Genomic DNA, 25,186 nt, shown 5'->3' on the forward strand with positions numbered 1-25,186 from the left:
GGTCCCGGAGGTAGTCTTGCGGGCGTGTCAGCCCCTGTTCCCGAAGGCCGCAAGCTCCTCCGTCTCGAGGTCCGCAACGCGGAGACCCCGATCGAACGGAAGCCCTCCTGGATCAAGACCCGGGCGAAGATGGGACCGGAGTACACCGCGCTCCAGAGCCTGGTGAAGTCCGAGGGCCTGCACACGGTCTGCCAGGAGGCCGGCTGTCCCAACATCTTCGAGTGCTGGGAGGACCGCGAGGCGACGTTCCTCATCGGCGGCGACCAGTGCACCCGCCGCTGCGACTTCTGCCAGATCGACACCGGCAAGCCGCAGCCGCTGGACCGTGACGAGCCGCGTCGGGTCGCGGAGTCGGTCAAGAAGATGGAGCTGCGCTACGCGACGATCACGGGCGTCGCCCGTGACGACCTGGAGGACGGCGGCGCCTGGCTGTACGCCGAGACGGTGCGCGCCATCCACGAGCTCAACCCCGACACCGGGGTCGAGAACCTGATCCCCGACTTCAACGGCATCCCCGACCTCCTGCAGGAGGTGTTCGAGTCCCGTCCCGAGGTGCTGGCCCACAACGTCGAGACCGTGCCGCGGATCTTCAAGCGGATCCGGCCGGCCTTCCGCTACGACCGCTCGCTGGACGTGCTGACCCAGGCCCGCACGTTCGGCCTGGTCACCAAGTCGAACCTGATCCTCGGCATGGGCGAGACCCGCGAGGAGGTCAGCCAGGCGATGCGCGACCTGCACGACGCGGGCTGCGAGCTGCTGACGATCACGCAGTACCTCCGTCCGTCCGTGCGTCACCACCCCGTCGAGCGGTGGGTGAAGCCGGAGGAGTTCGTCGAGCTCCAGGCGGAGGCGACCGAGCTCGGGTTCGCCGGTGTGCTCTCAGGGCCGCTCGTGCGTTCGTCGTACCGTGCCGGTCGGTTGTACCGTCAGGCGATGGACGCCCGGGCACTCAACAGCACGGCCTCGGCCTGAGCGCTCTCACCACCCAGCAGACCCACGAAGTCAGGTAGGCAGCACCCCGCGATGTCGAACCAGCCTCTCGACCCCTCGACCATGAGCCGACGTCGGCAGATCCTCGAGACCTTCCGGATGACCAAGGAGGTCGACCGGGCCGTCGGCTGGTGGATGCTGCTCGCATTCCTGGTCTTCGGCGGGATCGGCTTCGGCATCTTCTGGCTACTGCCCGGCAGCGGCACCATCAGCCTCGTCATGGCGATCGTCGGCGGTGTGCTGCTCGGCTTCCTCGGGATCATGATCGTCTTCAGCCGGCGCGCCCAGAAGGCGGCGTACACCCGGCTCGAGGGCCAGGTCGGCGCCGCTGCCCGCGCGCTGAGCATGCTGCGCCGCGGGTGGAAGGTCGAGGAGGTCGTCGGCTTCACCAAGCAGCAGGACATGGTCCACCGCGTGGTCGGCCCTCCGGGCATCGTGCTCGTCGGCGAGGGCAACCCCCACCGCCTTCGCCAGCTGATGATCAGCGAGCGCAAGAAGCACGAGCGGGTGGCCGCGGACTTCCCGGTCCACGAGATCCTCGTCGGCACCGACGAGGGCCAGGTGCCGCTGCCCAAGCTGGTCCGCCACGTGCAGAAGCTCGGGCGCCAGGTGAAGCCGGCCGACCAGACCGACCTGCTCCTGCGGCTCCGGGCGCTCGACGCCCAGCGGCCGAAGGTGCCGCTCCCCCGCGGCCCCGTGCCGACCAGCATGAAGGGCATGCGCGGCAACCTCCGCGGCAAGTGATCGTCGCCGCTGGTTGAGGTGCGAGCGAAGCGAGCCTCGAAACCAAGGCTCAGCTCGCCGGGTCAGGGGTGCACGGCGTGAGGAACTCCGTGCCGTGGCTACACGCCGCGCGTCGTGAGGATCCGGTAGGTGTCCATGGTGACAGTGGCGGTGCCGGCGAGGATGTCGTGCAGGCCGCGCCCGTCCGACCGGAAGACCAGCGGCGGGATCACCAGCGCTATCGCGACCTGACGGCCCAGCAACGGGAGCGGGTTGGACAGGCGGCCGCGGCCGACAGCGGGTACGACGCGCAGGCCGGTCACGAGCTTCCCGAACGAGCCGCCGAGGAGCCACGTGAACAGGGCGGCCTCGAGCACGAAGACGCCCAGCGTGTAGAGCTGCGCCGGCGACCCCGGCTCGCCGTACTCGTCGAGGCCGACGAACGCGAGCACCACCAGGGTCGAGGCGGCCCAGTCGACGAAGAGCGCGAGGATCCGGCGCCCCCAGGACGCGGTCGGGAACGGGACGGTGGAGGCGGGCTGGCCAGGCTGGACGGACATCGGCGCCACCCTAGTGACCGGCAGCGGGAAGAGGCTCAACGCGGTCTCAGGAACCTGTTACATCCCTGAAACAATATGGTCATGGTCGAGAAACGGCCCCTCCGTAGGTTCCTGGACAGGCGGTCGTCGCGCAACGTTGCGTAGGTACGATGCCGCGGACCGACACCCCTCGATTCCGGAACTTGCCGGATCCAGACTGGTGGCTGACCTGGGGTCAGCCGAGGAGGAACGAATGTTCAGCAACAGCGAAGAACTGCTCAAGTTCATCGCGGACGAGGGCGTCGAGATGGTCGACGTCCGTTTCTGCGACCTGCCCGGAATCATGCAGCACTTCACGGTTCCGGTCTCGTCGTTCGACCAGTCGGTCTTCGACGACGGTCTCGGCTTCGACGGCTCGTCGATCCGTGGGTTCCAGGCCATCAACGAGTCGGACATGGCGCTCTTCCCGGACCCGACGACGGCGTACGTCGACCCGTTCCGGAAGTCGAAGACGCTGAACCTGAACTTCTTCATCCACGACCCGATCACCGGTGAGCCGTACTCCCGCGACCCGCGCAACATCGCGAAGAAGGCGCTCGCCTACCTGAACACCACGGGCGTCGCCGACACCGCGTACTTCGCGCCCGAGGCCGAGTTCTACATCTTCGACCAGGTCCGCTACTCGACCGGCCCGAACGAGGGCTTCTACCACATCGACTCCGTCGAGGGCTGGTGGAACTCGGGCGCCGAGGGCGACAACCTGGGCTACAAGACCCGCTTCAAGGGCGGCTACTTCCCCGTCGCGCCGTACGACCACTACGGCGACCTGCGCGACGACATGTGCAAGAACCTCGAGGCCGTCGGCCTGCAGGTCGAGCGCGGTCACCACGAGGTCGGGACCGCCGGCCAGGCGGAGATCAACTACAAGTTCGACACGCTGCTCAAGGCCGCGGACGACGTGATGAAGTTCAAGTACATCATCAAGAACACCGCGTGGGAGCAGAACAAGTCGGTCACCTTCATGCCGAAGCCGATCTTCGGTGACAACGGCTCGGGCATGCACGTGCACCAGTCGCTGTGGAAGGGCGGCGACCCGCTGTTCTACGACGAGACCGGCTACGGCGGCCTCTCCGACATGGCCCGCTGGTACGTCGGCGGCATCCTGAAGCACGCCCCGGCGCTGCTGGCGTTCACCAACCCGACGGTGAACTCCTACCACCGCCTGGTCCCCGGCTTCGAGGCGCCGATCTCGCTGGTCTACTCCTCGCGGAACCGCTCGGCCTCGGTCCGGATCCCGATCACGGGCACCAACCCGAAGGCCAAGCGCATCGAGACCCGGTTCCCCGACCCGTCGGCGAACCCGTACCTCGCGTTCTCCGCGTTGATGCTCGCGGGACTCGACGGCATCCAGAACAAGACCGAGCCGGCCGCCCCGATCGACAAGGACATCTACGAGCTCCCGCCGGACGAGATGGCCGAGATCGACCAGGTCCCGACCTCGCTCGGTGCCGTGCTCGACGCGCTCGAGGCTGACCACGAGTTCCTGACGGTGGGCAACGTCTTCACGCCCGACCTGATCGACACCTGGATCACCTACAAGCGTGAGCAGGAGATCGCCCCCGTGCAGCAGCGCCCGCACCCGCACGAGTTCGAGCTCTACTACGACATTTAGTCACTTGTGCACGTAGAGCTCGAACTCATTTGAGCACGAGGGCTCCGGCTTGCCCGGGGCCCTCGCTGCATTTCGCGTTTCGGCGTGGGCAGGCCCGAGCTGCAGACGCTGATGGGGATCTCGGTGAACTCTGAGTCAGGAGGCGCAAGCTGTATCAAGGCTCGACTCAGGACCCGATTGAACGAGGTTGATGACAGGCTTCCCACGAAGTAGCCGACCTTGTAGTTGCAAGTAGTCCTCTTCAGGTGAGCGTCCCGAGATTCATGGAGATGACTTGGGAGCGGCCCCCGGCGGGACGGGTGTCTCCAACGTAGTCCTGAGCCGGCGTAGCCCAGTCGTCGACCCGGGCTTTGGAGCGCTGCCACCTGAACTCGAGTCACGACCCGCCACTTGCACCCGGGCTTGCAGGCAGGCTGGCCTCGCCCGAACGTGCGTGAATCGATCGCCGGGATCAGGCGCGACTTTCCCCACGGCCGTGGAGACCGGACATGCGCCCCTCGGGGTCGAGCCTGGCCAGCAGCGCGTCAGCGATGCCTCGCAGTTGCTGCAGCTGCGGGGGCGTGAGTGCGTCGATGACATGATGGCGCACGTTCGCGACGTGACCGGGCGCGGCCGCCACGACCTCGGTCATCCCCGACTTCGTGATTTGGGCGTTCGTGGCCCGCCCGTCCTCGGGACAGGGTGAGCGCACCACCAGGTCGCGGTCCTCCAGGCGTCGTACGACGTGGGACAGCCGCGGCAAGCTGGCGTTCGTGCGCTGGGCGAGCGCGGTCATCCGCAGGGTGTGGTCGTCGGCCTCGGAGAGCATCGCCAGCACGAAGTACTCGAAGTGGGTCAACCCGGAGTCGCGACGCAGTTGCGAGTCGAGGACCCCGGGAAGTAGCTCGACCACGGCGATCAACTTGACCCACGTGTCGAGCTGCTCATCGTCCAGCCACTGAGTGTCCATGGCCGAAGCGTATCGCTGATTACTTGACGCAACAACTAAACCGCGTAGAGTGTTACTTGAATCAACAACCAAATACTAATACCTTCGGGAGCACCTCCATGGCACACCTCTCCATCATCGGCACCGGCAACATGGGCCAGGCCATCGCCTCGGTCGCGGGCAAGGGCGGCCACACCGTCCAGCTCCTCGGCGAGAACGACGCCGCCACCTCGGCGAGCGGCGACATCGTCGTCCTCGCGGTTCCCTACCCGGCCGTTTCTGCGGTCATCGCCGAGCGCAGCGCCTCGCCGGGAAGATCGTCGTGGACGTCACCAACCCGCTGAACTTCGAGACCTTCGACTCCCTGGTCGTCCCGGCCGACGGTTCCGCTGCCGCGGAGATCGCGGCTGCCCTTCCGCAGTCGCGTTTGCTGAAGGCGTTCAACACCACCTTCGCCGGAACCCTCGCTGCCGGCACCGTCGGCACTCTGACCACCACGGTGCTGATCGCCGGCGACGACGCCGACGCCAAGTCCACCCTGGCCGGCATCGTCACCTCCGGCGGCCTGAAGGCCATCGACGCGGGCTCCCTCAAGCGGGGCCGTGAGCTCGAAGCCCTGGGCTTCCTGCAGCTCACGCTGGCCGCGGCCGAGAAGATCTCCTGGACCGGCGGCTTCGGCGTCATCGCCTGACCCACCCCCGACACCACCACGCCTCAGGAAGGCAGCACCATGACCGTCAACGCCGTACGCCTCAACCACGCCGTGCTCTTCGTGGCAGACCTCGAGCGCAGCATCGCCTTCTACCAGCAGGCCTTCGACATGGGCGTCGCTGCTCGTGAACTCCGGGTCAACGCCGCGTTCCTGCGGCTGCCCAGGTCCGGCAACCACCACGACCTAGGGCTGTTCGGGGTCGGCGCGCAGTCGGCGCGGCCGCGGGGCAGCCTGGGGCTTTACCACCTGGCCTGGCAGGTCGACACCATCGAGGAGCTCGAGGAAGCCCGGTTCACCCTGGCCAACCTCGACGCCCTCACCGGGGAGTCCAGCCACGGCGCCACCAAGAGCGTCTACGCCCACGACCCGGACGGCAACGAGTTCGAGGTGATGTGGATGCTGCCTCGTGCCAGCTGGGGCGAGTTCGAGAACGCCGCACTGGTCGAGCGACTCGACCTACCCGGTGAGGTACGCCGCTGGGCCGGGGTCCGCACCGCTGCCGAGCTCGTCCCGCTGGATGCGTCATGACCGGGGAGGGATTCGCCGCTCCGGTGGTGGCCACCTACGGCGGAACCGACCCTGCAGCGCCACTCGTCGTGCTCCTCCACGGCCGCGGATCGAACGAGCAGGACATCCTCGGACTGGCCGCACATCTGCCGGTCGGACCGGCGTACGCCGCGGTGCGGGCACCGATCGCCTAGGGCGGCGGGTACGCCTGGTTCGCCAACCGGGGCATCGGGCGCCCCGTCGCCGAGTCCCTGCGCATCACCATGGACTGGTTCCGCCCCTGGCTCGACGACATCGCACCCGCGGGCCGACCCGTCCTGCTGGTCGGCTTCAGCGGCGGCGCCGCATTCGCCGGCGGACTGGTGCTCGACGACCCGGACCCGTACGCCGGGGCAGCGATCCTGTACGGAACCCTCCCCTTCAACGCAGGCGCGCCGGTCACCGCCTCGCCGGGACGGGTGAGCCGGTGCTCCTCATCCACGGCTCGGGACCGGGGTGACGGCGTGGGCCAACTGGCGGCTGACCATGCCTGATCTCAGCCAGCGCTTCCGCGTGATCGCGCCGGACGTTCCGGGGTTCGGGTACACCGAACGCAACGACTCGGTGAGCTACGACATGAACGGCTGGACCAGCCACCTGGTGGCCTTCCTCGAGGCGCTCGACCTGCAACGAGTCCACATCGTCGGCAACAGCCTCGGCGGTGCGCTCGCACTCAGCATCGCCACGCGCCATCCCGAACTGGTCGACCGTCTCGTCCTAATGGGCTGTGCCGGCGTCCCGTTCGAGCTCACTGCTGGCCTCGACGCCGTCTGGGGCTTCGAGCCCTCCCTCGAGAACATGAGGGAGCTGCTGAACGTGTTCGCCTACGACCACTCCCTCCTCAGCGAGGAGTTGGCCAAGTCGAGGCTCGAGGCCGCGACGAGGCCTGGGGTCCAGGAGGCGTTTGGTGCCATGTTCCCGGAGCCACGTCAGGACTGCGTCGATGCGTTGACGCTCAATGAGCAGGTCATCGCAGGGATCGACCGACCCGTGCTCGTCGTCCACGGACGGGACCACCAGGTGATCCCGCTCGGAAACGCACTACGGCTGCTCGAGCTGATCGAGCAGTCACAACTCCACGTCTTCGGGCGGTGCGGCCACTGGGTGCAGATCGAGCACGCAGCCGCCTTCAACCGCATCGTCGGGGACTTCCTGGCGGAGTAGACGCGACGGCCGAGCGGCCGGTCCCTAACGAGCAAGCGTCTCGGAGGGCGACCGGCCGTAGCGCAGTCGGTAGTCCGCTGCGAAGCGGCCGGTGTGGGTCAGACCCCACCGCATCGCGACCTCGGTGACCGTGGCGCCCCCGTCGATCAGGTCGAGGTGCGCCCGCTCGAGGCGGACGTCGCGGAGGTACTGGAACGGCGTCTTCCCGACATACTCCCGAAACCCCTGCTGGACCCGGCGCACGCTGACCCCGGCGAGCTCGGCCATCTCTGCCGGCGTCCAGGGTCGAGCCGGGTCGTCCTCGATCGCGTCGATGATGCGACGGACGATGCGGGGCCTGGTGCCGTTTCGGTCGTTGCTCTCCTCGGGCGTGGTGGCCAGCAGGAATCCAGTGATCAGGGTGCTACTCAGCTGCGCGAGCAGTCGGGGATCAGTGGTGACGCGCGAGCGGCTGTCTCGGACGTGGATCATGGTCGCCTGCAGCAGCGACAGCCACTCCCGGCCATCGTCGCACCGGAGGTCAATCTGCGGATGGAGGGGCTGGGGCCGCCGAGCGAGGACCCGCTCGTACTCACGGGCCAGGAGGTCTGCGTCGACCCGGAACCCGAGCAGCCGGCACGAGGGTTCCAACCCGGGCATCTTCGTCGGCGTGTCCGGCGGGCACACGGTCGCCTGTCCGACGGCGGACTCGACCGTGCCTGAGCCGATTTCGGTACTCAGGACTCCGGCGAGCGGGATGTTGATCGCGTAGGCGCCGGGGTGGTCGGTCCGCAACGACACCGTCGCTCCGAGCGCTATGTGTGCGACGCGGCAGGGCCCGAGGTCGACTCCGTCGAGGGCGGAGGCGGAGGCAGGGCCGGCCGTGATCGGGCGCATCAGGTTGGGGAAGTACGCGTTGGCGAGAGCGTCGCGGACCCCGTCCCAGTCATCGAAGGAGGGGGACGACGCACGCAACGGCGGTGCGGTGCTCGGGTCGTCTTGGTCCATCTCGTCCTTGGCCTCCCATCGCGGTCGGACCTTCAGTGTTCATCTGTGACGGCAATCACTCAAGTGTCGTCCACGAGTGGTTGCGCCCAGCGGACCGTCGTTTCGCTCGGCGGACAGGACCGATGGTGGTTGCGCTGCCCGGATCGTCCGTACGCCGGATGGATCGCGGCCGTGTGACCCCGGTCATACGTTTCGGTGACCCCACCAGCCCACCGAGAGGAAGTCATGGACTCCCGCCTGATGAGAGACGTCTTCGGGGCCTTCGCTACCGGGGTCACCGTCGTGACCTGCGCAAGTGGTGACGAGGCCGAGGCCGCGCCCCATGGAGCGACGGTCACGGCCTTCACCCCGATCTCGCTCGATCCGCCTCTGTGCCAGGTGGCGATGACTAGGACGTCGAAGGCTTGCCAGTTCTTGGACGGACGGTCCTTCGCCGTCAACATCCTGGCCCAGGACCAGGTCGACGAGGCTTGGCACTTCGCCGGCCGGCCGACGTACCCGGCCCCCGCGGTCGTCGACGGGCCGGCAGCGCCCGTGCTCGAACGTGCGGCCGCCACCATCTCGTGCCGCCCGTGGGCGACCTACGACGGCGGGGACCACCTGATCTTCATCGGCGAGGTCGTGGACGTGAACCTCGGGGACGAGGCCCCGTTGCTGTTCCACCGCAGCTCCTTCAAGTCCCTCGGCCCGCGGCTGCACGCCTCGGCCTGGCTGGGCTGCTCGGACGACCCGAGCACCGGCTGGTTCGACGCCGAGACCGTCTTCATGCCCTTGACCCGCCCTCTGTCCTCCACCCCGGCCTGAGGCCGTCCCACCCGAAAGGAACTGTCATGACCTCCACGATGGACCCGCCGCCCGAGACGATCATCGACACCAGCACGAACCCCGCTGCCGACTCCCCGGCGAACCAGCAGAAGAACTTCGCATCCGCACCGATGACCGGCGACGAGTACATCGCCTCGCTGCAGGACGGTCGCGAGGTCTACATCCACGGTGAGCGGGTCGAGGACGTCACCACCCACGCCGCCTTCCGCAACCCGATCCGGATGGTGGCCCGGCTCTACGACTCAATGCACGAGGGACCCCAGAAGGACATCGTCACGGTCCCGACCGACACGGGCAGCGGGGGCGTCACGATGCCCTTCTTCCGCACCGCGACCTCCAACGAGGACATGCTCAAGGATCGCGACGCGATCGCGGCCTGGGCGCGGATGACGTACGGCTGGATGGGGCGCAGCCCCGACTACAAGGCGGCCCTCTTCGGCACGCTCGACGCCAATAAGGAGCTGTACTCCCCGTTCGAGGCCAACGCCGAGCGGTGGTACCGCGAGTCGCAGGAGAAGGTCCTGTACTGGAACCACGCGATCATCAACCCCCCCGTGGACCGGCAGCTCCCGCCCGACGAGGTCGGTGATGTGTTCATGAAGGTCGAGAAGGAAACCGACGCCGGCCTGATCGTCTCCGGCGCGAAGGTGGTTGCCACCGGGTCGGCCATCACCAACTACAACTTCATCGCCCACTACGGTCTGCCGATCAAGAAGCGGGAGTTCGCGCTCGTCTGCACCGTCCCCATGAACCAGCCGGGAGTGAAGCTGATCTCCCGCGCGTCCTACGCCCAGAACGCCGCCATCGTCGGAACGCCTTTCGACTACCCGCTGTCGAGCCGGATGGACGAGAACGACGCGATCTTCATCTTCGACAAGGTTCTCGTCCCGTGGGAGAACGTCTTCATCTACGGCGAGGCCGACAGAGTGAACTCGTTCTTCCCGCAGTCCGGGTTCCTGCCCCGCGCGCTGCTCCAGGGATGCACCCGTCTCGCGGTGAAGCTCGACTTCATCGCCGGCCTGCTGATGAAGGCGCTGGACTGCACCGGCGCCGGCGACTTCCGTGGCGTCCAGACCCGGGTCGGCGAGGTCATCGGCTGGCGCAACCTGTTCTGGTCGCTCAGCGAGTCGATGGCACGCAACCCCGAGGAGTGGATCGGCGACGCGAAGCTGCCGAAGTTGGAGTACGGACTGACCTACCGGATGTTCATGATGCAGGGCTACCCCCGCATCAAGGAGATCATCGAGCAAGACGTCGCCTCCGGACTGATCTACCTCCCGTCCTCGGCCGCGGACTTCCACTCGGCCGAGGTTCGGCCCTACCTCGACAAGTACGTGCGAGGCTCTGACGGCATCACCGCCGTCGACCGGGTGAAGGTGATGAAGGCGTTGTGGGATGCGATCGGCTCCGAGTTCGGCGGCAGGCACGAGCTCTACGAGCGCAACTACTCCGGCAATCACGAGAACGTGAAGGCCGAGCTGCTCTTCGGGGCGAAGGCGACCGGTGCGTCCGACGGCATGCGCATGCTCGCCGACACCTTCCTGGGCGAGTACGACCTCGACGGCTGGACGGTGCCCGACCTCATCGGCAACGACGACGTCAGCTACTTTACCAAGCGCTGAGCACGGTCCGGGTCGAGTCGCGGCGTGCGTCGCGACTCGGACCGGGCCAGCCCGGAGTGCCGGAATCGTCAGCTCGGAGGAACGCCATGTCCAGCTCGATCGTCCTCGACGTCTGGCCACGTCCGAGCCTCTCCCGCCGCGAGGTCGGCCGGATCGCGCGGTGCCCGGGGGACCTCGGCCCCGACTGGGGTGGCTGCGTCGCGACCGTCGGAGTCTTCGACGGACTGCACCGGGGCCACCAAGCCGTGCTCCGTGCGGCGACCGAGCAGGCCTCGCGGCTCGGTCTGCCGTGCGTGCTGGTGACGTTCGACCCCCACCCGCTCTCCGTCGTCGATCCTGCCCGCGCACCGCAGCTGCTCACCGATGTCAGCCAGCGAGCGGCCCTGGCCTTGGAGGCCGGCGCGGACCGGGTCTACGTACATCCGTTCACCTCCGCGGTGGCCCGCACCCCCGCAACCCAGTTCGTCGCGGACTTCCTCATCGGCGTCCTCGGCGTTGCCGGCGTCGTCGTCGGCGATGACTTCCGCTTCGGGGCGGGCAACACCGGTGATGCCGCCCTGCTGCGCTCAATCGGACTTGACGCCGGGTTCGATGTGCAGGTAATCAGCGCCCAGCACGAGCACGGTCGTCGGTTCTCGTCCACCGCGCTGCGCTCCCACATCGCTGCCGGTGAACGCCACGAGGCCGAGCGAGTCCTGGGCCGCCGCCTGTGACCGCCGTCGTGAACGGGCCGCGGCTCCCAGGGTGTACTGATCGGGCACGTTGTTCGAGATCGTGAGACGACACGATCTGTGGGCTTGCCCAGGTTTGACGGACACCTGATGGCGGGACGTGTGGGTCTCGCGGGAAGGTGGCTGTTATGGCCGAACCGAGGAAGCGGCGTCGGCACTCCGCGGAGTATCGGCGTGATGCTGCCCGGCTGGTGATCAACTCGAATCGTTCGTTGCGGGATGTCGGCGACGAGCTCGGGCTCGATCACGAGACCTTGCGTAGGTGGGTGAACACCGAGCGAGCGCGCGAGGAGGCCGGGAAGGTGGAGTCGCAGGAGTCGTTGAGTGCGCGGGAGCGGCTGGAGCTTGAGGAGCTTCGGCGTCGCAACGCGCAGCTGGAGAAGGATGTTGAGTTCCTGAAAAAAGCGTCGGCCTTCTTCGCCAGGGAGTACGACCGGTAGATGTGGCTACCGGCTGATCGAGGCGGAGAAGGCGAACTTCGACATCGTCCGGATGGTCGAGTTGTTGGGGGTGTCGAGGTCGGCTACTACGACTGGCGCAACCGAGCAGCTGGGCCGCCCGGGCCGAGGGCGGCGCGGGCGCGAGGAGCTCAAGTCCGCGGTGCTTGCCGCGCACCAGGCCTCCGACGGCGTCAACGGGGCACCACGGATCACCGCAGACCTGCGGGCGGCCGGGCAGGCGGTGAACCGCAAGACGGTCGCCAATGTCATGGCCGAGCTGCAGATCCAAGGGGTCTCAGGTGGCATTCTCATCGAGCTCGTCGACGAGGGCCTTGCCAGGTTCCAGGCTTCGGCCCGCGATGGTGACGTGGGCGCCCATCCCGCCGAGAGTACGGGCGGTCTCGGCACCGAACCCTGAGGTCCCTCCGGCACGACGACGCCGATGCCCGTGACGTCGCTGCTCGTGGTTGTCTCCTGGATCTGCTGGTAGACCGCGTCCAGCTAGTAGGCCAGGCGATCGGCCTCGTAGGTCTTGCCTGTGCCGAAGCGCTCAGGCACCGCCTTACTCTTCACCGTCCGCACCTCATGTTGTAGGGCAATCAGGCCCAGGGGTACCGGTGTTCCGGTGTGCGGCACGTTTCTGCCCTGAGCGCTATGTCAGCGAAGAACGCAAGCCTTCAGAGTTGAACGTCTTCGTCTGGCAAACGGCCGCCTGCTCGACACCGCAGTTCCCAGTCGGGGAGCGTGCCTCAACCAGGAGTCGCATCCCGCGAGGTCGGCGCCAGCGTGTCCCGCAAGTGCAGTGCCAGTTCGAGGGCAAGGCGTCGCTCGCCGACAGGTCGACCCAGGGCACGTTCCGCTTGCTCCAAGCGGTAGCGCACAGTGTTGTGATGGATGCCCAGCTTCGTGGCTGTGGCACGGAAGTTGCTGTTCGCGGCGTAGAAGGCCGACAACGTTTCCCGGATGCGCCGAGTGCGTTCGTCGTCGGCGGACAGCGCAGCGAGCTCTGTTCGAACGAAGTCGCGGGCACGATCCACATCCGCTGTGCACATCGCCGCAACGTTGACGTCCTCGAAATGCGTGAGAGTAGCGGCCCGCCTGCCCGTGATCCCAGCGATACGCAACGCATCCAAGGCTTCAAGATGGCTTCGGCGGAATCCGGCGATTCCGTCCCATGGGCGTCCCGCGGCCATGAGTACAGGTGCGGCGGGGACCGGAAGCTCGCGCGACTGGTCGTGCGTCCATCGGAGCCAGCACCACACGGTCCGCCTGTCCGCGTAGACCGCAAGGCGGTTGGTCACATCCAAGGCACCGGTCAGATCTCGTAGCGCGGAGTCCAGGGCGGCGCCGCTGTTGCGGCCCTCCGTCACGTCCCGGAGCGCGATGGCAAGGTGGCAGTCCGCCAGGCGGTAGCCCAAGCGACGGCTGGCGGCTTCGATCTCGATGTCGAAGTTGTTCAGGATTTCGCGGATGTCTTCCAGCCTTGCCTGGGAGCGCTCTTTCGCGAGCCGGCTCACCTCGCCGCGATACTCGTCAGCCAGCTGGTTGCTCATCACCCCCAGCCACTCGAGCAGATATGCGGTCCCTCCTTTGATGACACCGATCGCCGCGGCCCCGGGGACCTGCTCGGCAGCTGCGTCAGTCCACCGCGTGATGAGGTAGGCGGTCCCCAGTCGGTAGGCCTGCATGATCGAGTCCAGCGGAAGTCCATCGCGGACGAACCCCCGGGTGTAGTCGATCAGCTCCGGAGAGGGGGCAATGGACTCCACTGGCACGGCGCGGGCAAGGTTGTCAAAGAGTGCCGTGATGTTCGCGCGACAGCTCTTGAGCACCAGGTCCTCGACGCCCACCTCACGTAGCTCGGGCATGTGCACGATGAGGTATTCCGCGAGGTCCGCCGCAAGCAGCGAGCGAGTGGACAACAACCGCGAAACCACATCCTGAACCCCCTGAGCAGCGGCCAGGTCGTTGTCCCGAGGGTTCGTCTTAACCACGGCACCACTCTTCCCCCGAATGCGCCATTTGGTCAAAAGCGGGTTCGAGAACTGACCAACAGAACGTGGCCATCGTCACGTCGACGTGGCTAACTAGATCCGTTCGTCAAGCGGCAAAGGAGTGGGACGATGTCACCTGATCACGCTCCGGGCCAGGAGACCGCGGACAGGACCGGCCACTTGACGGTCTTGCAGCGCACGCCCAACTTCGCCGCGCCTCTGGGCAACGAGGCGGTCGAGCCTGAACAGCGGCACCGGAACGCTGAGAACCACGCCTTGGTCCCGGCGGACTCGCGCGAGCAGCTGATCGGCGCGCCGTATGACGATGCCATTAAATCGGCGCCCGACGTGACCGCGGAGGAGCGCCGGGCCGATTCCGACAATGATTGGGAGCGCGAAAGCGTCTCTCTCGTCTCGACGTTCAACGGCCACCTGCCTCAGCGAGGAGGAACTCCGGTCGGTCCGTCGATGAACCGGCTGATCGCCAGGAGGCACGAGCTCGCCGAGGCGGTAGCGTCACTGGCCGGATCCCGGCTGCTCACCTTCACCGGACCCGGCGGCGTGGGTAAGACGAGGTTGGCGCTCGAGGTCGGCTACAGGGCACGAAGCGGCTATTGCGACGGCGTGTGGCTCGCCGAACTCTCAGACCTGCGCATTGACGCTGGGGTCGCTGAGGTCGAGGCGGCCTTGATTAGCGCGTTGGGAGTCGTCGAGCAGTCCGCACGCGAACCCCGAGACAAGTTGTTCTCCTTCCTCCGCAAGCGCCGGGTTCTGCTGATTCTGGACAACTGCGAGCATGTGCTGGCATCAGTCCGCGCGGTTCTGCCGCTGCTCCTGCGCGAGGTTCCGCAGCTTCGAGTTGTAGCGACCAGCCGAGAGCCCCTTGCCGTCGAAGGGGAGGTCTTGCGACCGGTTCGCCCCTTGACCGCTCCCGAGCCCGGCACTCCGGTGGCTCAGCTCGTCATCGACGGGTCGGTGAGCCTGCTGATAGATCGGGCAAGGGCGGTCGACCCGGCGTTCGACGTGACCGAGGAAAACGCCGAGGCTGTTATCGCGCTGTGCCGTCTGCTGGAGGGTGTTCCGCTCGCCATTGAGCTCGCTGCGGCGAAGTTCAGGGCGCTGACCGTCGAGCAGGTGGTGGATCGTTTTGCAAGTCGGCTGACCTCGCTCAGCGCGCCCGGCGCCCTGGCATCGTCGCGGCACCGGTCCCTCGGTGCGATGGTTGAATGGAGTTACGAGCTGTGCTCCGCGGAAGCTCAGGTGTTGTGGCGTCGCCTCTCGGTCTTTCCCGCAGGATTCGATCTCGATCTAGCGGAGGCTGTCTGCTGCTTCGGTGAGCTGGCCCCGGTGGATGTCGTCGACACCATCGAACGCCTCGTGGGTCAATCCATCCTTCTGGCCGACCGCAACGCCGGCGTGATGAGGTACCGACTACTCGTCCCGCTCCGCGAGGTCGCGGCTGAGCTCGCCGACAACGCTGGCGAGACCACGCAACTGGAGCGCCGTCATCGCGATGTCATGGTCCGGCGGTCCGAAGAGATGCTGGACCGATGGTCAGGACCGCGTCAGGACGCACTGATCAGCCGAATGCGGCAGGACCACGCCAGCTACGTTGCGGCCATCCAATGGAGTGAAGCGACCAGCGGCGAGCAGGAGACGGGGCTGCGGCTGTTGGGGCGGCTGCGGTACTACTGGCTGGGACGGGGCGCTCTGGCCGAGGGGCGCACGCGACTCGAATCCATGCTCGTCGCCGCACCGGAACCGTCACGGGCTCGAGCCGAATGTGTCTGGGTCGTCACCTGGATTGCCTTGCTCCAAGGCGATCACGACGCGGCAGCGGCGCGGCTCACCGACCTCCGCTCCCTAGCTGCCGAACTCAACGACCGGAGCCTCGACGTCCACGTACGACACTGGAGCGGGCTGTTGGCGATGTTCACCGGGGATCCCGCCAACGCGGTCAGCGGACTCCAGGCCGCCGTTGAAGGGCATCGGGCTTTCGCGGACTCGTTCCTGGAACTGACTGCTCGGTACATGCTGGCAACCGCCCTCGTCTGTGCGGACAGGCCGGGCGATGCCCTCGCCATGAGCAGGGAAACCATCGAACTGTGCGAGCAGTGCGGTGACCAGACCGCCCGGGCCTATGCCGTGTGGGCTGCAGCCGTCGCCGAGTGGCGGCTGGGACGCCTCGACGAGGCCGAGCAACGCGCGTGCGAAGCCCTACAGCTGCAACGCGCGTTGTCGGACGGGATCTGCGTCGCCCTTTCGACCAACCTGCTCGGCTGCATCGCGCATGACCGTCGCCAACGCCGGCGCGCGTTGTCACTTGCCCTGGCTGCTGGGCGCATCTGGCGCTCGCTCGGCACGTCTCTGGAGGCTTTCGGGCCACAACTGGCCGAACTCGGGCAACTCCACACGCCGTCGCTTCCCAGCACTGCGGAACTTGAGGGCTTGCCCGCCTTCGGGAAGCTCCCCGATCTCGAGGACGTCATCGACCTCGGTCTCGGCATTGCGCCGGGATCTACCAAGGGGCAGCGGGCATATGCCGAGGTGTTGACGAAGCGTGAGATCGAGGTTGCCGCAATGATCGAGAGGGGCCTTTCGAACCGTGAGATCGCTGAACGCCTGGTGATTGCCAAACGCACCGTCGACGGGCACGTCGAGCGGATCCTGGCAAAGCTCGGCTTCACCTCACGCGCGCAGGTCGCGGCATGGATGTCGCGGCGAGGACTAGGGACGCGCGACTCCGGCGCGTCGGATGGCGGCCTCAGACGTTGATGTCCGAGGGGTGCGTGGCCAGCGGGGTGACCTTGATGTCCATGAAGGAGAACAAGGGCAGCCCCGAGATCAGTGCGTGCAGCTCGTCGGTGGAGTCCACGTCGAAGATGGAGATGTTGGAGTACTCGCCAACGATTCGCCACAGGTGCGGCCACTTGCCGGCCCGTTGCAGGTCCGCGGCATAGACCTTCTCGCGGGCCACAATGTCGGCGCGCACCCCCGGGTCCATGTCGTGCGGGATCCGGACGTCCATCCGAACGTGAAACAGCATGGGTGCTTCTCCTTGGGTGGGTTCTTGTTAGGTGGTCAGTGATCGGTTCGGTATCGGGCCAGCTTCTCCGGGTCGAGCTCCACACCGAGACCAGCACCTGGGCGCACGTTGAGGTGGCCGTCGTGGATCTCCAGTGGCTCGGTCAAGAGGTCGTCGCTCATGTCGAGGAAGTTCGACAGCTCGCCCGCCCGCTGGGAGGTGAGCCGGTACGCCGAACCGAAGGCGACCGTGCACATCGAGCCCAACTGCCCGTCGATCTGGTTGCCCATCACCACCTCGATGCCGAGGCCCTCGGCAAGGTGGTGGACGCGCTGCGAGGAGGTGAAGCCGGTCCGGGCAACCTTGATGCTGACCGCGGTGGCGGAGCCACCGAGGATCTCGCGGGTCACGTCGGCCGGGGTAACGGCGGACTCATCGGCGATGAACGGCACGTCGCACTGCTGCACGAGCCAGCGGCGACCCAGGACGTCGTCCGCGGGGCACAACTCCTCGGCGAAGAGCAGCCCCAGATCGGCCATCTCGTGCATGGCGCGCGCGGACTCCGCGGGCGACCAGCCCCTGTTGCCGTCGACGTAGAGATCGACCTGCTCGCCGAGTCCTTCACGTAGGGCGCGGACAACTGCGGTGTCCAGCTGAAACGGCTTCCGGCCGACCTTCACCTTGAAGGTGGTGATGCCGTAGACATCGCGCATGCGTTCGGCCTCGGCCACCATCGCAGCGGGTTCGTCGAAGCCGAGCATATGAGAGACGCGCATGCGGTCGGTGTAGCCGCCCAGGAGGTCGGTGACCGGAAGGTCGAGGGTACGTCCGAGAGCGTCCCACACGGCCATGTCGACCGCCGACTTGGCAGTGGGGTTGGCGACGGTGCGCTGCAGCACGGCCTGCATCCGCTCCCGCTCCAGGAGCGACATGCCGGTAACGGCCGGTGCGAAGAACTTCTCGATCACGGCGACCACGCCGGCCTGGGTCTCGCCGTAGGTGAAGGGGCGCGGCACGGCGTCGGCGATGCCGACGACGCCTTCGTCGGTATGGACGCGCACAAGCACGTGCTCGGCGACGGTGACCTCGCCGCTGGCGAAGCGGAGTGGCTTGGCGTACGGGATCGCGTAGGGGATTGCCTCCACGCGCGTGATCTTCATCGGGCTCCCTCGGTGACGTTGTCGGGCAGGTCGGGATCAGACTGATCGGAGAAGAGGCCAGCTGCTTCGAGCACGGCCAGGATGGACCGGACCAGCGTGGAGGGCTCGTCGCGCCAGGCGAGGGCGAGCTCGACGGTTCCGGCGTCCGCGACGTCGCGGAACACGACGTCGGCCAGGGGTACCGCGCGGGCCGACGCTGGCACGAGCGCGACGCCGAGACCCGCAGCGATCAGGGCCAGAAGCACCGCTGTGCCCGGGGCCTCGTGCTCGCGGCGGGGCGTGAAGCCCGCGTCGCGGCACGTGCGCAGGACGGCGTCGTTCACCACGGAGGGCTTGTAGAGCACGAACCCCTCGGTGCGCAGGTCGGCCAGCGCGACCACCTGCTCGGCGACCAGGCGGTGACCAGCCGGCAGGGCGAGCACGAGCGGCTCAACCTCGATGACGCGGACGGTGACGCCCTCGCCGGCGGCTGGCGGACGGAGTACGGCCAGGTCGAGGGAGCCGTCCCGGAGCCCGTCGCTCTGTTCAGGTGTGAGCAGGTCTGCGTGGATCTCCAGCGCGACGTCGGGCAGCTCGCGCTGCAGGGTGCGGGCGATGAACGGCAGTTGGGTGAAAGAGGCGGTGCCGGTGAACCCCAAGCGGGCCAGGCCCTTGCGTCCCTCGGCCACCCGACGTACGCCGGCGACGCTGTCGTCGACCGCCCGCAGAACGCGCTGCGCCTCGTCGTACAGAAACTCGCCCGCGGCAGTCAGGCTGACTTGGCGGGTGGTCCGGAAGAAGAGAGACGCGCCGAGCTCCGACTCCAGCTGCCGAATCGCTTGGGAGAGAGCAGGCTGGGCCATGTGCAGCCGCTCGGCCGCACGGCCGAAGTGGCACGTCTCGGCGACAGCGACGAAGTAGCGCAAGTGACGCAGCTCCATGAAGCTCAGCTCCTCGAGGGGTGCCGATCCACCGGCGGGATTGATTCACGGTAGGTATTGATATTGAGTCAGCACAAGGTCGGAGTTCGAATGAAATGATCGGCTCAGCGAATCAATCTTGGCTCGCGTGGGTCAGGCTCCGGCAGGCACGGGCGCGACGACGGGCGCAGCCGTTGCGGCGATTACGTCGCCATACGTCACCCCGGGCGCGAGCTCGACCAGCTCGAACACCTCGCCGGTCACGTCGAGCACAGCGAGGTCGGTGATCACCCGGGAGACGACGCGTCGCCCGGTCAGCGGGAGCGAGCACTCTCGGACCAGCTTGGCGTCGCCGTTCCGAGTGACGTGGTCCATCAGCACGACCACGCGCCGGGCGCCACTGACCAGGTCCATCGCACCCCCCATGCCCTTGACCATCGCGCCTGGCACCATCCAGTTCGCCAAGTCGCCGGCGACCGAGACCTGCATCCCTCCGAGGACGGCGGCGTCGATGTGGCCACCGCGGATCATCGCGAAGCTGGTGGACGAGTCGAAGTACGTCGCGCCGGGGAGCACGGTGACGGTCTGCTTGCCCGCGTTGATCAGGTCGGGGTCGACCTCGTCCTCGTAGGGGAACGGGCCGACGCCGAGTATGCCGTTCTCGGCGTGCAGGGTGACCGTCGAGCCGGCCGGCAGGTGACCGGGGATCAGCGTGGGCAGGCCGATGCCGAGGTTGACGTACTCGCCGTCGTTCAGCTCTCGGGCGGCGCGGGCGGCCATCTCGTCTCGGGTCCAGCTCATGCCAGGGTCTCCTCGCGGGGGCGGGTGGTGCGCTTCTCGATGTCCTTGCGGGTGGCCTGCTGGGGGGTCAGCTCGACCACCCGCTGGACGAAGACGCCGGGGAGGTGGACCTCGTCGGGTCCGAGCTCACCGACCTCGACGACCTTCTCGGCCTCGACGATCGTGAGGCGCCCGGCCATGGCGGCGGGCACGTTGAAGTTGCGGGCCGAGGCGCGGAAGACGCAGTTGCCGGCCCGGTCCACCACAGCGGCGCGCACCAGGGCCACGTCGGCGACGATCGACTCCTCGAGGACCATCTCGGTCCCGTGGAAGGTGCGGACCTCCTTGGGCTCCGAGGCGAGGCCGACGGTGCCGTCGGGGTGGTAGCGCCACGGCAGGCCTCCCTCGGCGACCAGCGTGCCGACCCCGGTCGGGGTGAAGAACGCACCGATGCCGGCGCCGCCGGCGCGCATCCGCTCGGCCAGGGTGCCCTGCGGGGTGAGCTCGACCGTCAGCTCGCCGGCGAGGTACTGCCGGGCGAACTCCTTGTTCTCGCCGACGTACGACGCGATGACCCGGCTGATCCGGCGGCGCTCGAGGAGCAGGCCGAGACCGGCGCCGTCGACGCCGCAGTTGTTGGAGACGACCGTGAGGTCGTCGGCACCCTGGTCGAGCAGCGCCTCGATGAGGAACCACGGAATGCCGACCAGGCCGAAGCCGCCAACAGCGAGGCTGGAGCCGCTCGCGATGTCGGCGACCGCATGGGCAGCGCTGGGGACGACCTTGTCGAGATTCATGGGGACGCTCCGGTGAGATGGGCGATGATCGCGGGGGTGATGGTCTCCGGTTGTTCGGCGTTGGCCAGGTGGGCCGACTGCGGTACGACGAGTAGTCGCCCGTCCTGCACACCCTCGGCGATCGCCTGCAGGAATGGCGGCGGGGTGGCCCGGTCGTCGGCGCCCGCGACCGCGAGGGTGGGCGCGGAGATCGCCGGCAGGTCCGGGCGGAGGTCCATGGTGGCGATGACCTCGCAGGAGGACGCGTACCCCTCGGCAGGAGTGCCAGCAACGGTTGCCTCGCAGGCGGCCTTGGTGTCGGGGTTGGCGTCGAGGTACGGCGCGGTGAACCAGCGCTGCACGACGGCCTCGGCCACCGCGGCGGTGCCGTGCTTGCGCACCGTGGCAGCACGGTCGTGCCAGGCGCTGGAGGGCTCCAGTCGGGCGCCGGTGCACAGCACCACAAGGCGGTCGACCCGCTCGGGGTTGCGGGCGGCGAGGCGGACGCCGGTCATGCCGCCCAGGGACAGGCCCACGACGTGCGCCTGCTCCACACCCAGTGTGTCGAGCAGGGCAACCACGTCGTCGGCGAGGTCGTCGATGTCGTAGGGGCCGGCGGGGACGGGAGACTGGCCGTGCCCACGGGTGTCGTAGCGCACGACCCGGAAGTGCCTGGCGAGGGCCTCGGCCTGGTGATCCCACATGGTGTGGGTGGAGCCGAGGGAGTTGGAGAGGACGACGACGGGCGCGTCCTGTGGCCCGGTGACGAGGTGGTGGACGGCGACGGCAGTCATGAGGCGACCCTCTCGAAGATCGCGGCCAGGCCCTGGCCGCCGCCGATGCACATGGTCTCGAGGCCGTAGCGGGCCTCCCGGCGCTGCATCTCGTGGGCCAGGGTGGCGAGGATGCGGCCGCCGGTGGCGCCGACCGGGTGGCCGAGCGAGATGCCGGAGCCGTTGGGGTTCAGTCGGTCGTCGGTGGGGTCGACCTTCCACTCGCGCAGGCAGCCGAGCACCTGGGCGGCGAAGGCCTCGTTGAGTTCGATGACGTCGATGTCGTCCAGTGTCAGCCCCGCGCGCGAGAGGGCTGCTGCGGTGGCCGGCACCGGTCCGATCCCCATGACCTCGGGGCCGACGCCTGCGACGCCCCATGACTTGAGGGCGAGCATCGGGCGCAGGCCCCTCCGCTCGGCTTCCTTGCGGGTGGTGACCACGCACAGGGCGGCGCCGTCGTTCTGCCCACTCGCGTTGCCTGCGGTGACGGTGGCCTCGGGGTCGAGCTTCTCGCGGACGGGTCGGAGGGCGGCGAGTTGCTCCAGCGTGGTGTCGGGGCGCGGGTGCTCATCCCGCTCGACGACCACGTCAGGCTTGCCGTGACGGCCGGGGACGGTGACCGGCACGAGCTCGTCGGCGAAGTTGCTGGCGTCTTGGGCGGCGCCTGCGCGCTGCTGGGAGCGGACGGAGAACTCGTCCTGCTCCTCACGGGAGATGGAGTATTCGCGGCGCAGGTTCTCGGCGGTTTCGAGCATGCCACCGGGGACCGGGTGGTCCTTGCCGCCGGCGGTCTCCCGGGCGCGGACGAGGCGATCCATCAGCTCGACGCCGCCGCTGCGGATCCCGGTCCGCAGGCCCAGGGCGTAGTGCTCGACGTTCGACATCGACTCGACGCCGCCGGCGACGACAAGACTGGCGGCCCCCGTGGCGAGCTGACCGGCGGCGTACAGCACGGCCTGGAGGCCGGAGCCGCAGCGGCGGTCGAGCTGCAGCCCCGGGACTCCGGTGCCGAGGCCCGCGTCGAGAGCGGCGAGGCGCCCGATCGCCGGGTTCTCCCCGCTCGGGTAGCAGTTGCCCAGGATCACGTCGTCGACCTCGCCCTCCGCGAGCCCGGTACGTCGCACCAGCTCTGCGAGGGTGGTGGCGGCCAGGTCGACGGCGCTGAGCGAGGAGAACGCTCCGCCGAGCCGACCCACGGGGGTGCGGATGGGTTCGCAGATCACGATGTCGGGCACGACTCGACGGTAGGTGAGGGTGACCGATATTGAGAAGTATCCATTTGTCGACTATCAAGACGTTGTGAGACTTAATGAATATCACGGTTCGGGCAGGTCCGTGTCTGGCACGTGCGCCGGAGAGGGACTCCGTGCCGGACAACGCGCACTCGACGTGGACGGACCTGACGCACTCATTGATATCTGTGAGTAGCCGTCGACTGGTCAGCAAAACGCTGTGAGTATGACTGGGTGGAACTTCGTCACCTGCGTTACTTTCGCACCGTCGCTGAGGAGAGGCACTTCGGCCGGGCTGCCGCTCGCCTGCACATGGCGCAGCCGCCGCTGTCCCAGCAGATCAAGCAGCTCGAGTCCGAGCTGGGTGTCGCGTTGCTGCATCGCACCACCCGCCGCGTCGACCTGACCCCGGCGGGCGAGGCCTACCTCGTCCGGGTCCGGGCGATCCTCCAGGCCGTGGACGCGGCCGGGGAGGAGGCGAAGCGCATCGGCGGCGGCCTGGAAGGGCGGCTGGTCGTCGGGTGCGTCGGCTCCGCGACGTACTCGTTGCTCCCGGCACTCGCGCGGGCGCTGCGCGACCAGCTCCCTGGCGTGGACTTCGCCTTCCGGGGCGAGATGCTCACACCCGACCAGGTCGCAGCGCTCCGCGACGGCTCGATCGACCTGGCCCTGATGCGGCCGCCGGGTCACGCGACGGAGCACGGTGACCTCGCGGTGGCCACCCTCCGGGAGGAGAAGTACGTCGTCGCGCTGCCCGAGGACCACCGGCTCGCGGCCCGCAGTCGGGTGCGTGTGGCAGACCTGCGCAACGAGGGCCTGATCGTGCACTCCGGCCACGGCCGCTCGGCAATGCACGACGCGGTCGTGGGGCTCTGCCGCAAGGCGGGCTTCGAGCCGGTCATTCAGCACGAGGTGGCAGAGACCTCGACCCTGGTGACCTTCGTGGCGGCGGGTCTCGGGGTGGCGGTCGTCCCCGAGCCGGTGGCCGAGCTCGTCGTCCCAGGGGCCACTTACCGGCCGCTGGCAAGCCGGGCCCGGATGGACCTCGTGGTGGCGACCCGGGCCGGCGACGACTCGGCGGTGCTGGCCCGGACGTTACGGGTGCTTCGCGGGCAGGTCGGGGCCTGAGCGACTGGTCTCAGAAGAACCCGTCGCGGGCGTCGACCCGCAGTCGACGCGAGCGCTCGGGCAGCGCGGCCAGGTCGCGGCCGATGTCGGCGGCGACCTCCAGCAGCACCGGCACCACCGTCCTCTCGAGGTCCTCGATGCTGTGTCGGCCACGCGCGGTGGAGTAGGCCAGGGCCGCGACCACGTCACCGGTTGCGTCGCGCACCGGAACGGCCGCCGAGAGGAAGCCGTCCTCCAGCTCGCTGTCCACGATGGCGTAGCCGGCACGGCGTACGTCGTGGAGCCGGTCCCGGAACTCGATCGGGTCGGTGACCGTCCACTCGGTGAATCGTGGCAGGCCGGCGTCGAGAATGCGGTCCACGGTCGTCGCCTCGGCGTACGCCGCCAGCACCCGACCCATCGATGTGGCGTGCACCGGGAGCCTGGTTCCGACGTCGACGTTGAGGCTGAGCACTCGGCGGACGTGGACGCGGGCGACGTAGACGACGTCGGTGCCGTCCAGCTGTGCCAGGGACGACGACTCGCCGGTGCGCTCGGCCACCCGCATCAGGTGGGGCCGCGCGACCTCCACGATGCCGTGGGTGGCAGCGTAGTGCTGGCCGATCGTCAGCACTCGCGGGGTCAGTGACCAGCGCGGACCCCGCGAGGACACGTACCCGAGCTTCTGCAGGGTGAGCAGGATCCGGCGCACGGCCGGGCGGGACAGCCCCGTGCGCTTCGCCAGCTCGGCGAGGGTCGGCGTGGGGAGGTCGGCGTCGAAGGCCAGGAGCACCGCGAAGCCGCGCTCGATGCTCTGGATGAAGTCGCGACCGTTCCGCTGGTCAGGAATCGCATTCATAAGCAGTGCCTTCCGATCGTGTGGATCTGGGTATGGATGGGCGTGGTCTGGCCCGTTGACTTTGGCTTGTGACCGCAGCCACAGTCTTAGGTACGTAGAGCGTGCAAAGGGTACGCACAGCGTACACGGAGGTGACAGAGATGGATCCGCGAGATCTCCGCAACGCGTTCGGCCAGTTCGCCACGGGCGTCACCGTGGTCACCTGCACGAACGTAGATGGAGAACCCCACGGCGCGACGGTCAACGCGTTCACTGCCGTCTCCCTGGACCCTCCGCTGGCCCAGGTCACCCTGGCTCGCAACTCGAAGGCGTGCGAGTTCCTCAAGGACAAGCCGTTCGCCATCAACGTCCTGGCCGCTGACCAGGTGGACGTTGCCTGGCACTTCGCCGGCCGTTCCGCCGACGAGGCACCGTCCTGGCTGGAAGGGCCGACCGCGCCCGTGCTCGACGGGACGGCAACGACGATCTCGTGCCGTGCCTGGCGGACCTACGACGGCGGCGACCACCTGATCGTCATCGGCGAGGTGGAGCAGGTCGAGATCGCCGGTCGGGATCCGTTGCTGTTCCACGGTGGCGCGTTCCGTCACCTCAGTCCGCTCGAGACAGGTGTCCACTGGGATGGCTCGATCGACAACCCCGACCGGGGTTGGTTCGACGCGACCGCGGTCTTCACCCCGCTGGCCGAGTCGGCTGTCCTGCCGA

At 68.0% G+C, this 25,186-nt stretch carries 29 protein-coding genes; 17 read left to right on the forward strand and 12 right to left on the reverse strand.

Annotated features, from left to right (window positions below; genetic code table 11):
• Positions 1-24: 24 nt before the first annotated feature.
• Both lipA and D0Z08_RS16135 read left to right on the forward strand, forming a co-directional pair.
• The gene (gene lipA, locus D0Z08_RS16130; RefSeq protein WP_118926273.1) at positions 25-972 is read left to right on the forward strand and encodes a lipoyl synthase; all 948 of its coding nucleotides are present in this window, start codon (positions 25-27) and stop codon (positions 970-972) included.
• Between the two features lie 51 nt (positions 973-1,023).
• On the forward strand, positions 1,024-1,734 hold the full coding sequence (locus tag D0Z08_RS16135) for a DUF4191 domain-containing protein (RefSeq protein ID WP_118926274.1): 711 nt from the start codon (positions 1,024-1,026) through the stop codon (positions 1,732-1,734).
• Between the two features lie 98 nt (positions 1,735-1,832).
• Here the strand turns inward: D0Z08_RS16135 and D0Z08_RS16140 are convergent, their stop codons facing one another.
• Complete coding sequence (locus D0Z08_RS16140; protein WP_118926306.1) at positions 1,833-2,273, reverse strand: RDD family protein; 441 nt, start codon at positions 2,271-2,273, stop codon at positions 1,833-1,835.
• Between the two features lie 232 nt (positions 2,274-2,505).
• Between D0Z08_RS16140 and glnA the strand changes: the two genes are divergently transcribed.
• Positions 2,506-3,924, forward strand: a complete 1,419-nt coding sequence (glnA, locus tag D0Z08_RS16145; protein ID WP_118926275.1) for a type I glutamate--ammonia ligase — start codon at positions 2,506-2,508, stop codon at positions 3,922-3,924.
• Positions 3,925-4,375: 451 nt separating this feature from the next.
• On the opposite strand, the gene D0Z08_RS16155 is transcribed toward glnA, so the two are convergent.
• Complete coding sequence (locus D0Z08_RS16155) at positions 4,376-4,873, reverse strand: MarR family winged helix-turn-helix transcriptional regulator (RefSeq protein ID WP_118926276.1); 498 nt, start codon at positions 4,871-4,873, stop codon at positions 4,376-4,378.
• Between the two features lie 98 nt (positions 4,874-4,971).
• Here D0Z08_RS16155 and D0Z08_RS33010 point away from each other — a divergent pair, with 98 nt between their 5' ends.
• The 6 genes from D0Z08_RS33010 (at position 4,972) to D0Z08_RS33025 (ending at position 7,274) form a co-directional block, all read left to right on the forward strand.
• Positions 4,972-5,196, forward strand: coding sequence for an NAD(P)-binding domain-containing protein (locus D0Z08_RS33010; RefSeq protein WP_245994015.1), 225 nt, complete (start codon positions 4,972-4,974; stop codon positions 5,194-5,196).
• Positions 5,175-5,543 carry an NAD(P)-binding domain-containing protein gene (locus D0Z08_RS33015; protein ID WP_245994017.1) on the forward strand — a complete coding sequence of 123 codons (369 nt, stop codon included), beginning with the start codon at positions 5,175-5,177 and terminating at the stop codon, positions 5,541-5,543. The genes D0Z08_RS33010 and D0Z08_RS33015 overlap by 22 nt, the downstream gene beginning before the upstream one ends.
• Positions 5,544-5,582: 39 nt before the next feature.
• Positions 5,583-6,092, forward strand: a complete 510-nt coding sequence (locus D0Z08_RS16165) for a VOC family protein (RefSeq protein ID WP_118926277.1) — start codon at positions 5,583-5,585, stop codon at positions 6,090-6,092.
• Positions 6,089-6,265: an alpha/beta hydrolase gene (locus tag D0Z08_RS33020; protein ID WP_245994024.1), complete on the forward strand. Its 177-nt coding sequence runs from the start codon at positions 6,089-6,091 to the stop codon at positions 6,263-6,265. Before D0Z08_RS16165 ends, D0Z08_RS33020 begins: the two co-directional genes overlap by 4 nt.
• A gap of 69 nt (positions 6,266-6,334) precedes the next feature.
• Positions 6,335-6,604, forward strand: a complete 270-nt coding sequence (locus D0Z08_RS33415) for an alpha/beta hydrolase (protein WP_281271741.1) — start codon at positions 6,335-6,337, stop codon at positions 6,602-6,604.
• Complete coding sequence (locus tag D0Z08_RS33025) at positions 6,597-7,274, forward strand: alpha/beta fold hydrolase (RefSeq protein WP_281271742.1); 678 nt, start codon at positions 6,597-6,599, stop codon at positions 7,272-7,274. Before D0Z08_RS33415 ends, D0Z08_RS33025 begins: the two co-directional genes overlap by 8 nt.
• 24 nt (positions 7,275-7,298) lie before the next feature.
• Here D0Z08_RS33025 and D0Z08_RS16175 read toward each other — a convergent pair whose 3' ends face one another.
• Positions 7,299-8,261 carry an AraC family transcriptional regulator gene (locus D0Z08_RS16175; protein ID WP_118926278.1) on the reverse strand — a complete coding sequence of 321 codons (963 nt, stop codon included), beginning with the start codon at positions 8,259-8,261 and terminating at the stop codon, positions 7,299-7,301.
• Between the two features lie 225 nt (positions 8,262-8,486).
• Between D0Z08_RS16175 and D0Z08_RS16180 the strand changes: the two genes are divergently transcribed.
• From D0Z08_RS16180 to D0Z08_RS16200, 5 genes are all read left to right on the forward strand, one after another.
• Complete coding sequence (locus D0Z08_RS16180) at positions 8,487-9,065, forward strand: flavin reductase family protein (RefSeq protein ID WP_118926279.1); 579 nt, start codon at positions 8,487-8,489, stop codon at positions 9,063-9,065.
• A 26-nt stretch (positions 9,066-9,091) separates the two neighbouring features.
• Positions 9,092-10,708: a 4-hydroxyphenylacetate 3-hydroxylase family protein gene (locus D0Z08_RS16185; RefSeq protein ID WP_118926280.1), complete on the forward strand. Its 1,617-nt coding sequence runs from the start codon at positions 9,092-9,094 to the stop codon at positions 10,706-10,708.
• A gap of 86 nt (positions 10,709-10,794) precedes the next feature.
• Positions 10,795-11,421, forward strand: a complete 627-nt coding sequence (locus D0Z08_RS16190; protein ID WP_118926281.1) for a hypothetical protein — start codon at positions 10,795-10,797, stop codon at positions 11,419-11,421.
• A gap of 146 nt (positions 11,422-11,567) precedes the next feature.
• On the forward strand, positions 11,568-11,879 hold the full coding sequence (locus tag D0Z08_RS16195; RefSeq protein ID WP_118926282.1) for a transposase: 312 nt from the start codon (positions 11,568-11,570) through the stop codon (positions 11,877-11,879).
• Positions 11,880-11,931: 52 nt separating this feature from the next.
• Complete coding sequence (locus D0Z08_RS16200; protein ID WP_118926283.1) at positions 11,932-12,297, forward strand: helix-turn-helix domain-containing protein; 366 nt, start codon at positions 11,932-11,934, stop codon at positions 12,295-12,297.
• A 331-nt stretch (positions 12,298-12,628) separates the two neighbouring features.
• On the opposite strand, the gene D0Z08_RS16205 is transcribed toward D0Z08_RS16200, so the two are convergent.
• Complete coding sequence (locus D0Z08_RS16205) at positions 12,629-13,873, reverse strand: PucR family transcriptional regulator (RefSeq protein WP_147381442.1); 1,245 nt, start codon at positions 13,871-13,873, stop codon at positions 12,629-12,631.
• Positions 13,874-14,002: 129 nt separating this feature from the next.
• Here D0Z08_RS16205 and D0Z08_RS16210 point away from each other — a divergent pair, with 129 nt between their 5' ends.
• Positions 14,003-16,648 carry an ATP-binding protein gene (locus D0Z08_RS16210; protein WP_220454210.1) on the forward strand — a complete coding sequence of 882 codons (2,646 nt, stop codon included), beginning with the start codon at positions 14,003-14,005 and terminating at the stop codon, positions 16,646-16,648.
• Here the strand turns inward: D0Z08_RS16210 and catC are convergent.
• From catC to D0Z08_RS16245, 7 genes are all read right to left on the reverse strand, one after another.
• The gene (gene catC / locus D0Z08_RS16215; RefSeq protein ID WP_118926285.1) at positions 16,638-16,919 is read right to left on the reverse strand and encodes a muconolactone Delta-isomerase; all 282 of its coding nucleotides are present in this window, start codon (positions 16,917-16,919) and stop codon (positions 16,638-16,640) included. The two genes, D0Z08_RS16210 and catC, sit on opposite strands and share 11 nt — an antisense overlap.
• Positions 16,920-16,954: 35 nt before the next feature.
• Positions 16,955-18,058 (reverse strand): mandelate racemase/muconate lactonizing enzyme family protein, encoded by a 1,104-nt coding sequence (locus D0Z08_RS16220; RefSeq protein ID WP_118926286.1) that lies wholly within the window; start codon positions 18,056-18,058, stop codon positions 16,955-16,957.
• The gene (locus D0Z08_RS16225; protein ID WP_118926287.1) at positions 18,055-18,978 is read right to left on the reverse strand and encodes a LysR substrate-binding domain-containing protein; all 924 of its coding nucleotides are present in this window, start codon (positions 18,976-18,978) and stop codon (positions 18,055-18,057) included. Before D0Z08_RS16225 ends, D0Z08_RS16220 begins: the two co-directional genes overlap by 4 nt.
• Positions 18,979-19,110: 132 nt before the next feature.
• Positions 19,111-19,758 carry a 3-oxoacid CoA-transferase subunit B gene (locus D0Z08_RS16230; RefSeq protein WP_118926288.1) on the reverse strand — a complete coding sequence of 216 codons (648 nt, stop codon included), beginning with the start codon at positions 19,756-19,758 and terminating at the stop codon, positions 19,111-19,113.
• Positions 19,755-20,534: a CoA transferase subunit A gene (locus D0Z08_RS16235; RefSeq protein ID WP_118926289.1), complete on the reverse strand. Its 780-nt coding sequence runs from the start codon at positions 20,532-20,534 to the stop codon at positions 19,755-19,757. Before D0Z08_RS16235 ends, D0Z08_RS16230 begins: the two co-directional genes overlap by 4 nt.
• A complete protein-coding gene (gene pcaD, locus D0Z08_RS16240; protein ID WP_118926290.1) occupies positions 20,531-21,307 on the reverse strand; it encodes a 3-oxoadipate enol-lactonase in 777 nt (258 codons plus the stop codon). Before pcaD ends, D0Z08_RS16235 begins: the two co-directional genes overlap by 4 nt.
• Positions 21,304-22,521: an acetyl-CoA C-acetyltransferase gene (locus D0Z08_RS16245; RefSeq protein WP_220454211.1), complete on the reverse strand. Its 1,218-nt coding sequence runs from the start codon at positions 22,519-22,521 to the stop codon at positions 21,304-21,306. Before D0Z08_RS16245 ends, pcaD begins: the two co-directional genes overlap by 4 nt.
• Before the next feature lie 231 nt (positions 22,522-22,752).
• Between D0Z08_RS16245 and D0Z08_RS16250 the strand changes: the two genes are divergently transcribed.
• Entirely contained in the window at positions 22,753-23,646 is an 894-nt protein-coding gene (locus D0Z08_RS16250; protein WP_118926291.1) for a LysR substrate-binding domain-containing protein, read from the forward strand.
• A 10-nt stretch (positions 23,647-23,656) separates the two neighbouring features.
• Here the strand turns inward: D0Z08_RS16250 and D0Z08_RS16255 are convergent, their stop codons facing one another.
• Positions 23,657-24,484 carry an IclR family transcriptional regulator domain-containing protein gene (locus D0Z08_RS16255; RefSeq protein ID WP_118926292.1) on the reverse strand — a complete coding sequence of 276 codons (828 nt, stop codon included), beginning with the start codon at positions 24,482-24,484 and terminating at the stop codon, positions 23,657-23,659.
• A 140-nt stretch (positions 24,485-24,624) separates the two neighbouring features.
• Between D0Z08_RS16255 and D0Z08_RS16260 the strand changes: the two genes are divergently transcribed.
• A partial coding sequence (locus D0Z08_RS16260; RefSeq protein ID WP_147381443.1) for a flavin reductase family protein occupies positions 24,625-25,186 on the forward strand: 562 nt, incomplete at its 3' end.

This window comes from Nocardioides immobilis (assembly GCF_003515065.1).
Lineage (GTDB): Bacteria > Actinomycetota > Actinomycetes > Propionibacteriales > Nocardioidaceae > Nocardioides > Nocardioides immobilis.

Excerpts from the sequence above, each read along its gene's own strand:
- D0Z08_RS33010 (WP_245994015.1), top strand. The coding sequence starts at position 4,972 with ATGGCACACCTCTCCATCATCGGCACCGGCAACATGGGCCAGGCCATC.
- D0Z08_RS33020 (WP_245994024.1), top strand. The coding sequence starts at position 6,089 with ATGACCGGGGAGGGATTCGCCGCTCCGGTGGTGGCCACCTACGGCGGA.
- D0Z08_RS16135 (WP_118926274.1), top strand. The coding sequence starts at position 1,024 with ATGTCGAACCAGCCTCTCGACCCCTCGACCATGAGCCGACGTCGGCAG.
- D0Z08_RS16185 (WP_118926280.1), top strand. The coding sequence starts at position 9,092 with ATGACCTCCACGATGGACCCGCCGCCCGAGACGATCATCGACACCAGC.
- D0Z08_RS16255 (WP_118926292.1), bottom strand. The coding sequence starts at position 24,484 with ATGAATGCGATTCCTGACCAGCGGAACGGTCGCGACTTCATCCAGAGC.
- D0Z08_RS16235 (WP_118926289.1), bottom strand. The coding sequence starts at position 20,534 with ATGAATCTCGACAAGGTCGTCCCCAGCGCTGCCCATGCGGTCGCCGAC.
- D0Z08_RS16200 (WP_118926283.1), top strand. The coding sequence starts at position 11,932 with ATGGTCGAGTTGTTGGGGGTGTCGAGGTCGGCTACTACGACTGGCGCA.
- D0Z08_RS16175 (WP_118926278.1), bottom strand. The coding sequence starts at position 8,261 with ATGGACCAAGACGACCCGAGCACCGCACCGCCGTTGCGTGCGTCGTCC.
- D0Z08_RS16195 (WP_118926282.1), top strand. The coding sequence starts at position 11,568 with ATGGCCGAACCGAGGAAGCGGCGTCGGCACTCCGCGGAGTATCGGCGT.
- D0Z08_RS16165 (WP_118926277.1), top strand. The coding sequence starts at position 5,583 with ATGACCGTCAACGCCGTACGCCTCAACCACGCCGTGCTCTTCGTGGCA.
- D0Z08_RS33025 (WP_281271742.1), top strand. The coding sequence starts at position 6,597 with ATGCCTGATCTCAGCCAGCGCTTCCGCGTGATCGCGCCGGACGTTCCG.
- D0Z08_RS33415 (WP_281271741.1), top strand. The coding sequence starts at position 6,335 with ATGGACTGGTTCCGCCCCTGGCTCGACGACATCGCACCCGCGGGCCGA.
- D0Z08_RS16220 (WP_118926286.1), bottom strand. The coding sequence starts at position 18,058 with ATGAAGATCACGCGCGTGGAGGCAATCCCCTACGCGATCCCGTACGCC.
- D0Z08_RS16230 (WP_118926288.1), bottom strand. The coding sequence starts at position 19,758 with ATGAGCTGGACCCGAGACGAGATGGCCGCCCGCGCCGCCCGAGAGCTG.
- glnA (WP_118926275.1), top strand. The coding sequence starts at position 2,506 with ATGTTCAGCAACAGCGAAGAACTGCTCAAGTTCATCGCGGACGAGGGC.
- D0Z08_RS16155 (WP_118926276.1), bottom strand. The coding sequence starts at position 4,873 with ATGGACACTCAGTGGCTGGACGATGAGCAGCTCGACACGTGGGTCAAG.
- D0Z08_RS16225 (WP_118926287.1), bottom strand. The coding sequence starts at position 18,978 with ATGGAGCTGCGTCACTTGCGCTACTTCGTCGCTGTCGCCGAGACGTGC.
- D0Z08_RS16190 (WP_118926281.1), top strand. The coding sequence starts at position 10,795 with ATGTCCAGCTCGATCGTCCTCGACGTCTGGCCACGTCCGAGCCTCTCC.
- D0Z08_RS16210 (WP_220454210.1), top strand. The coding sequence starts at position 14,003 with ATGTCACCTGATCACGCTCCGGGCCAGGAGACCGCGGACAGGACCGGC.
- D0Z08_RS16180 (WP_118926279.1), top strand. The coding sequence starts at position 8,487 with ATGGACTCCCGCCTGATGAGAGACGTCTTCGGGGCCTTCGCTACCGGG.
- pcaD (WP_118926290.1), bottom strand. The coding sequence starts at position 21,307 with ATGACTGCCGTCGCCGTCCACCACCTCGTCACCGGGCCACAGGACGCG.
- catC (WP_118926285.1), bottom strand. The coding sequence starts at position 16,919 with ATGCTGTTTCACGTTCGGATGGACGTCCGGATCCCGCACGACATGGAC.
- D0Z08_RS16140 (WP_118926306.1), bottom strand. The coding sequence starts at position 2,273 with ATGTCCGTCCAGCCTGGCCAGCCCGCCTCCACCGTCCCGTTCCCGACC.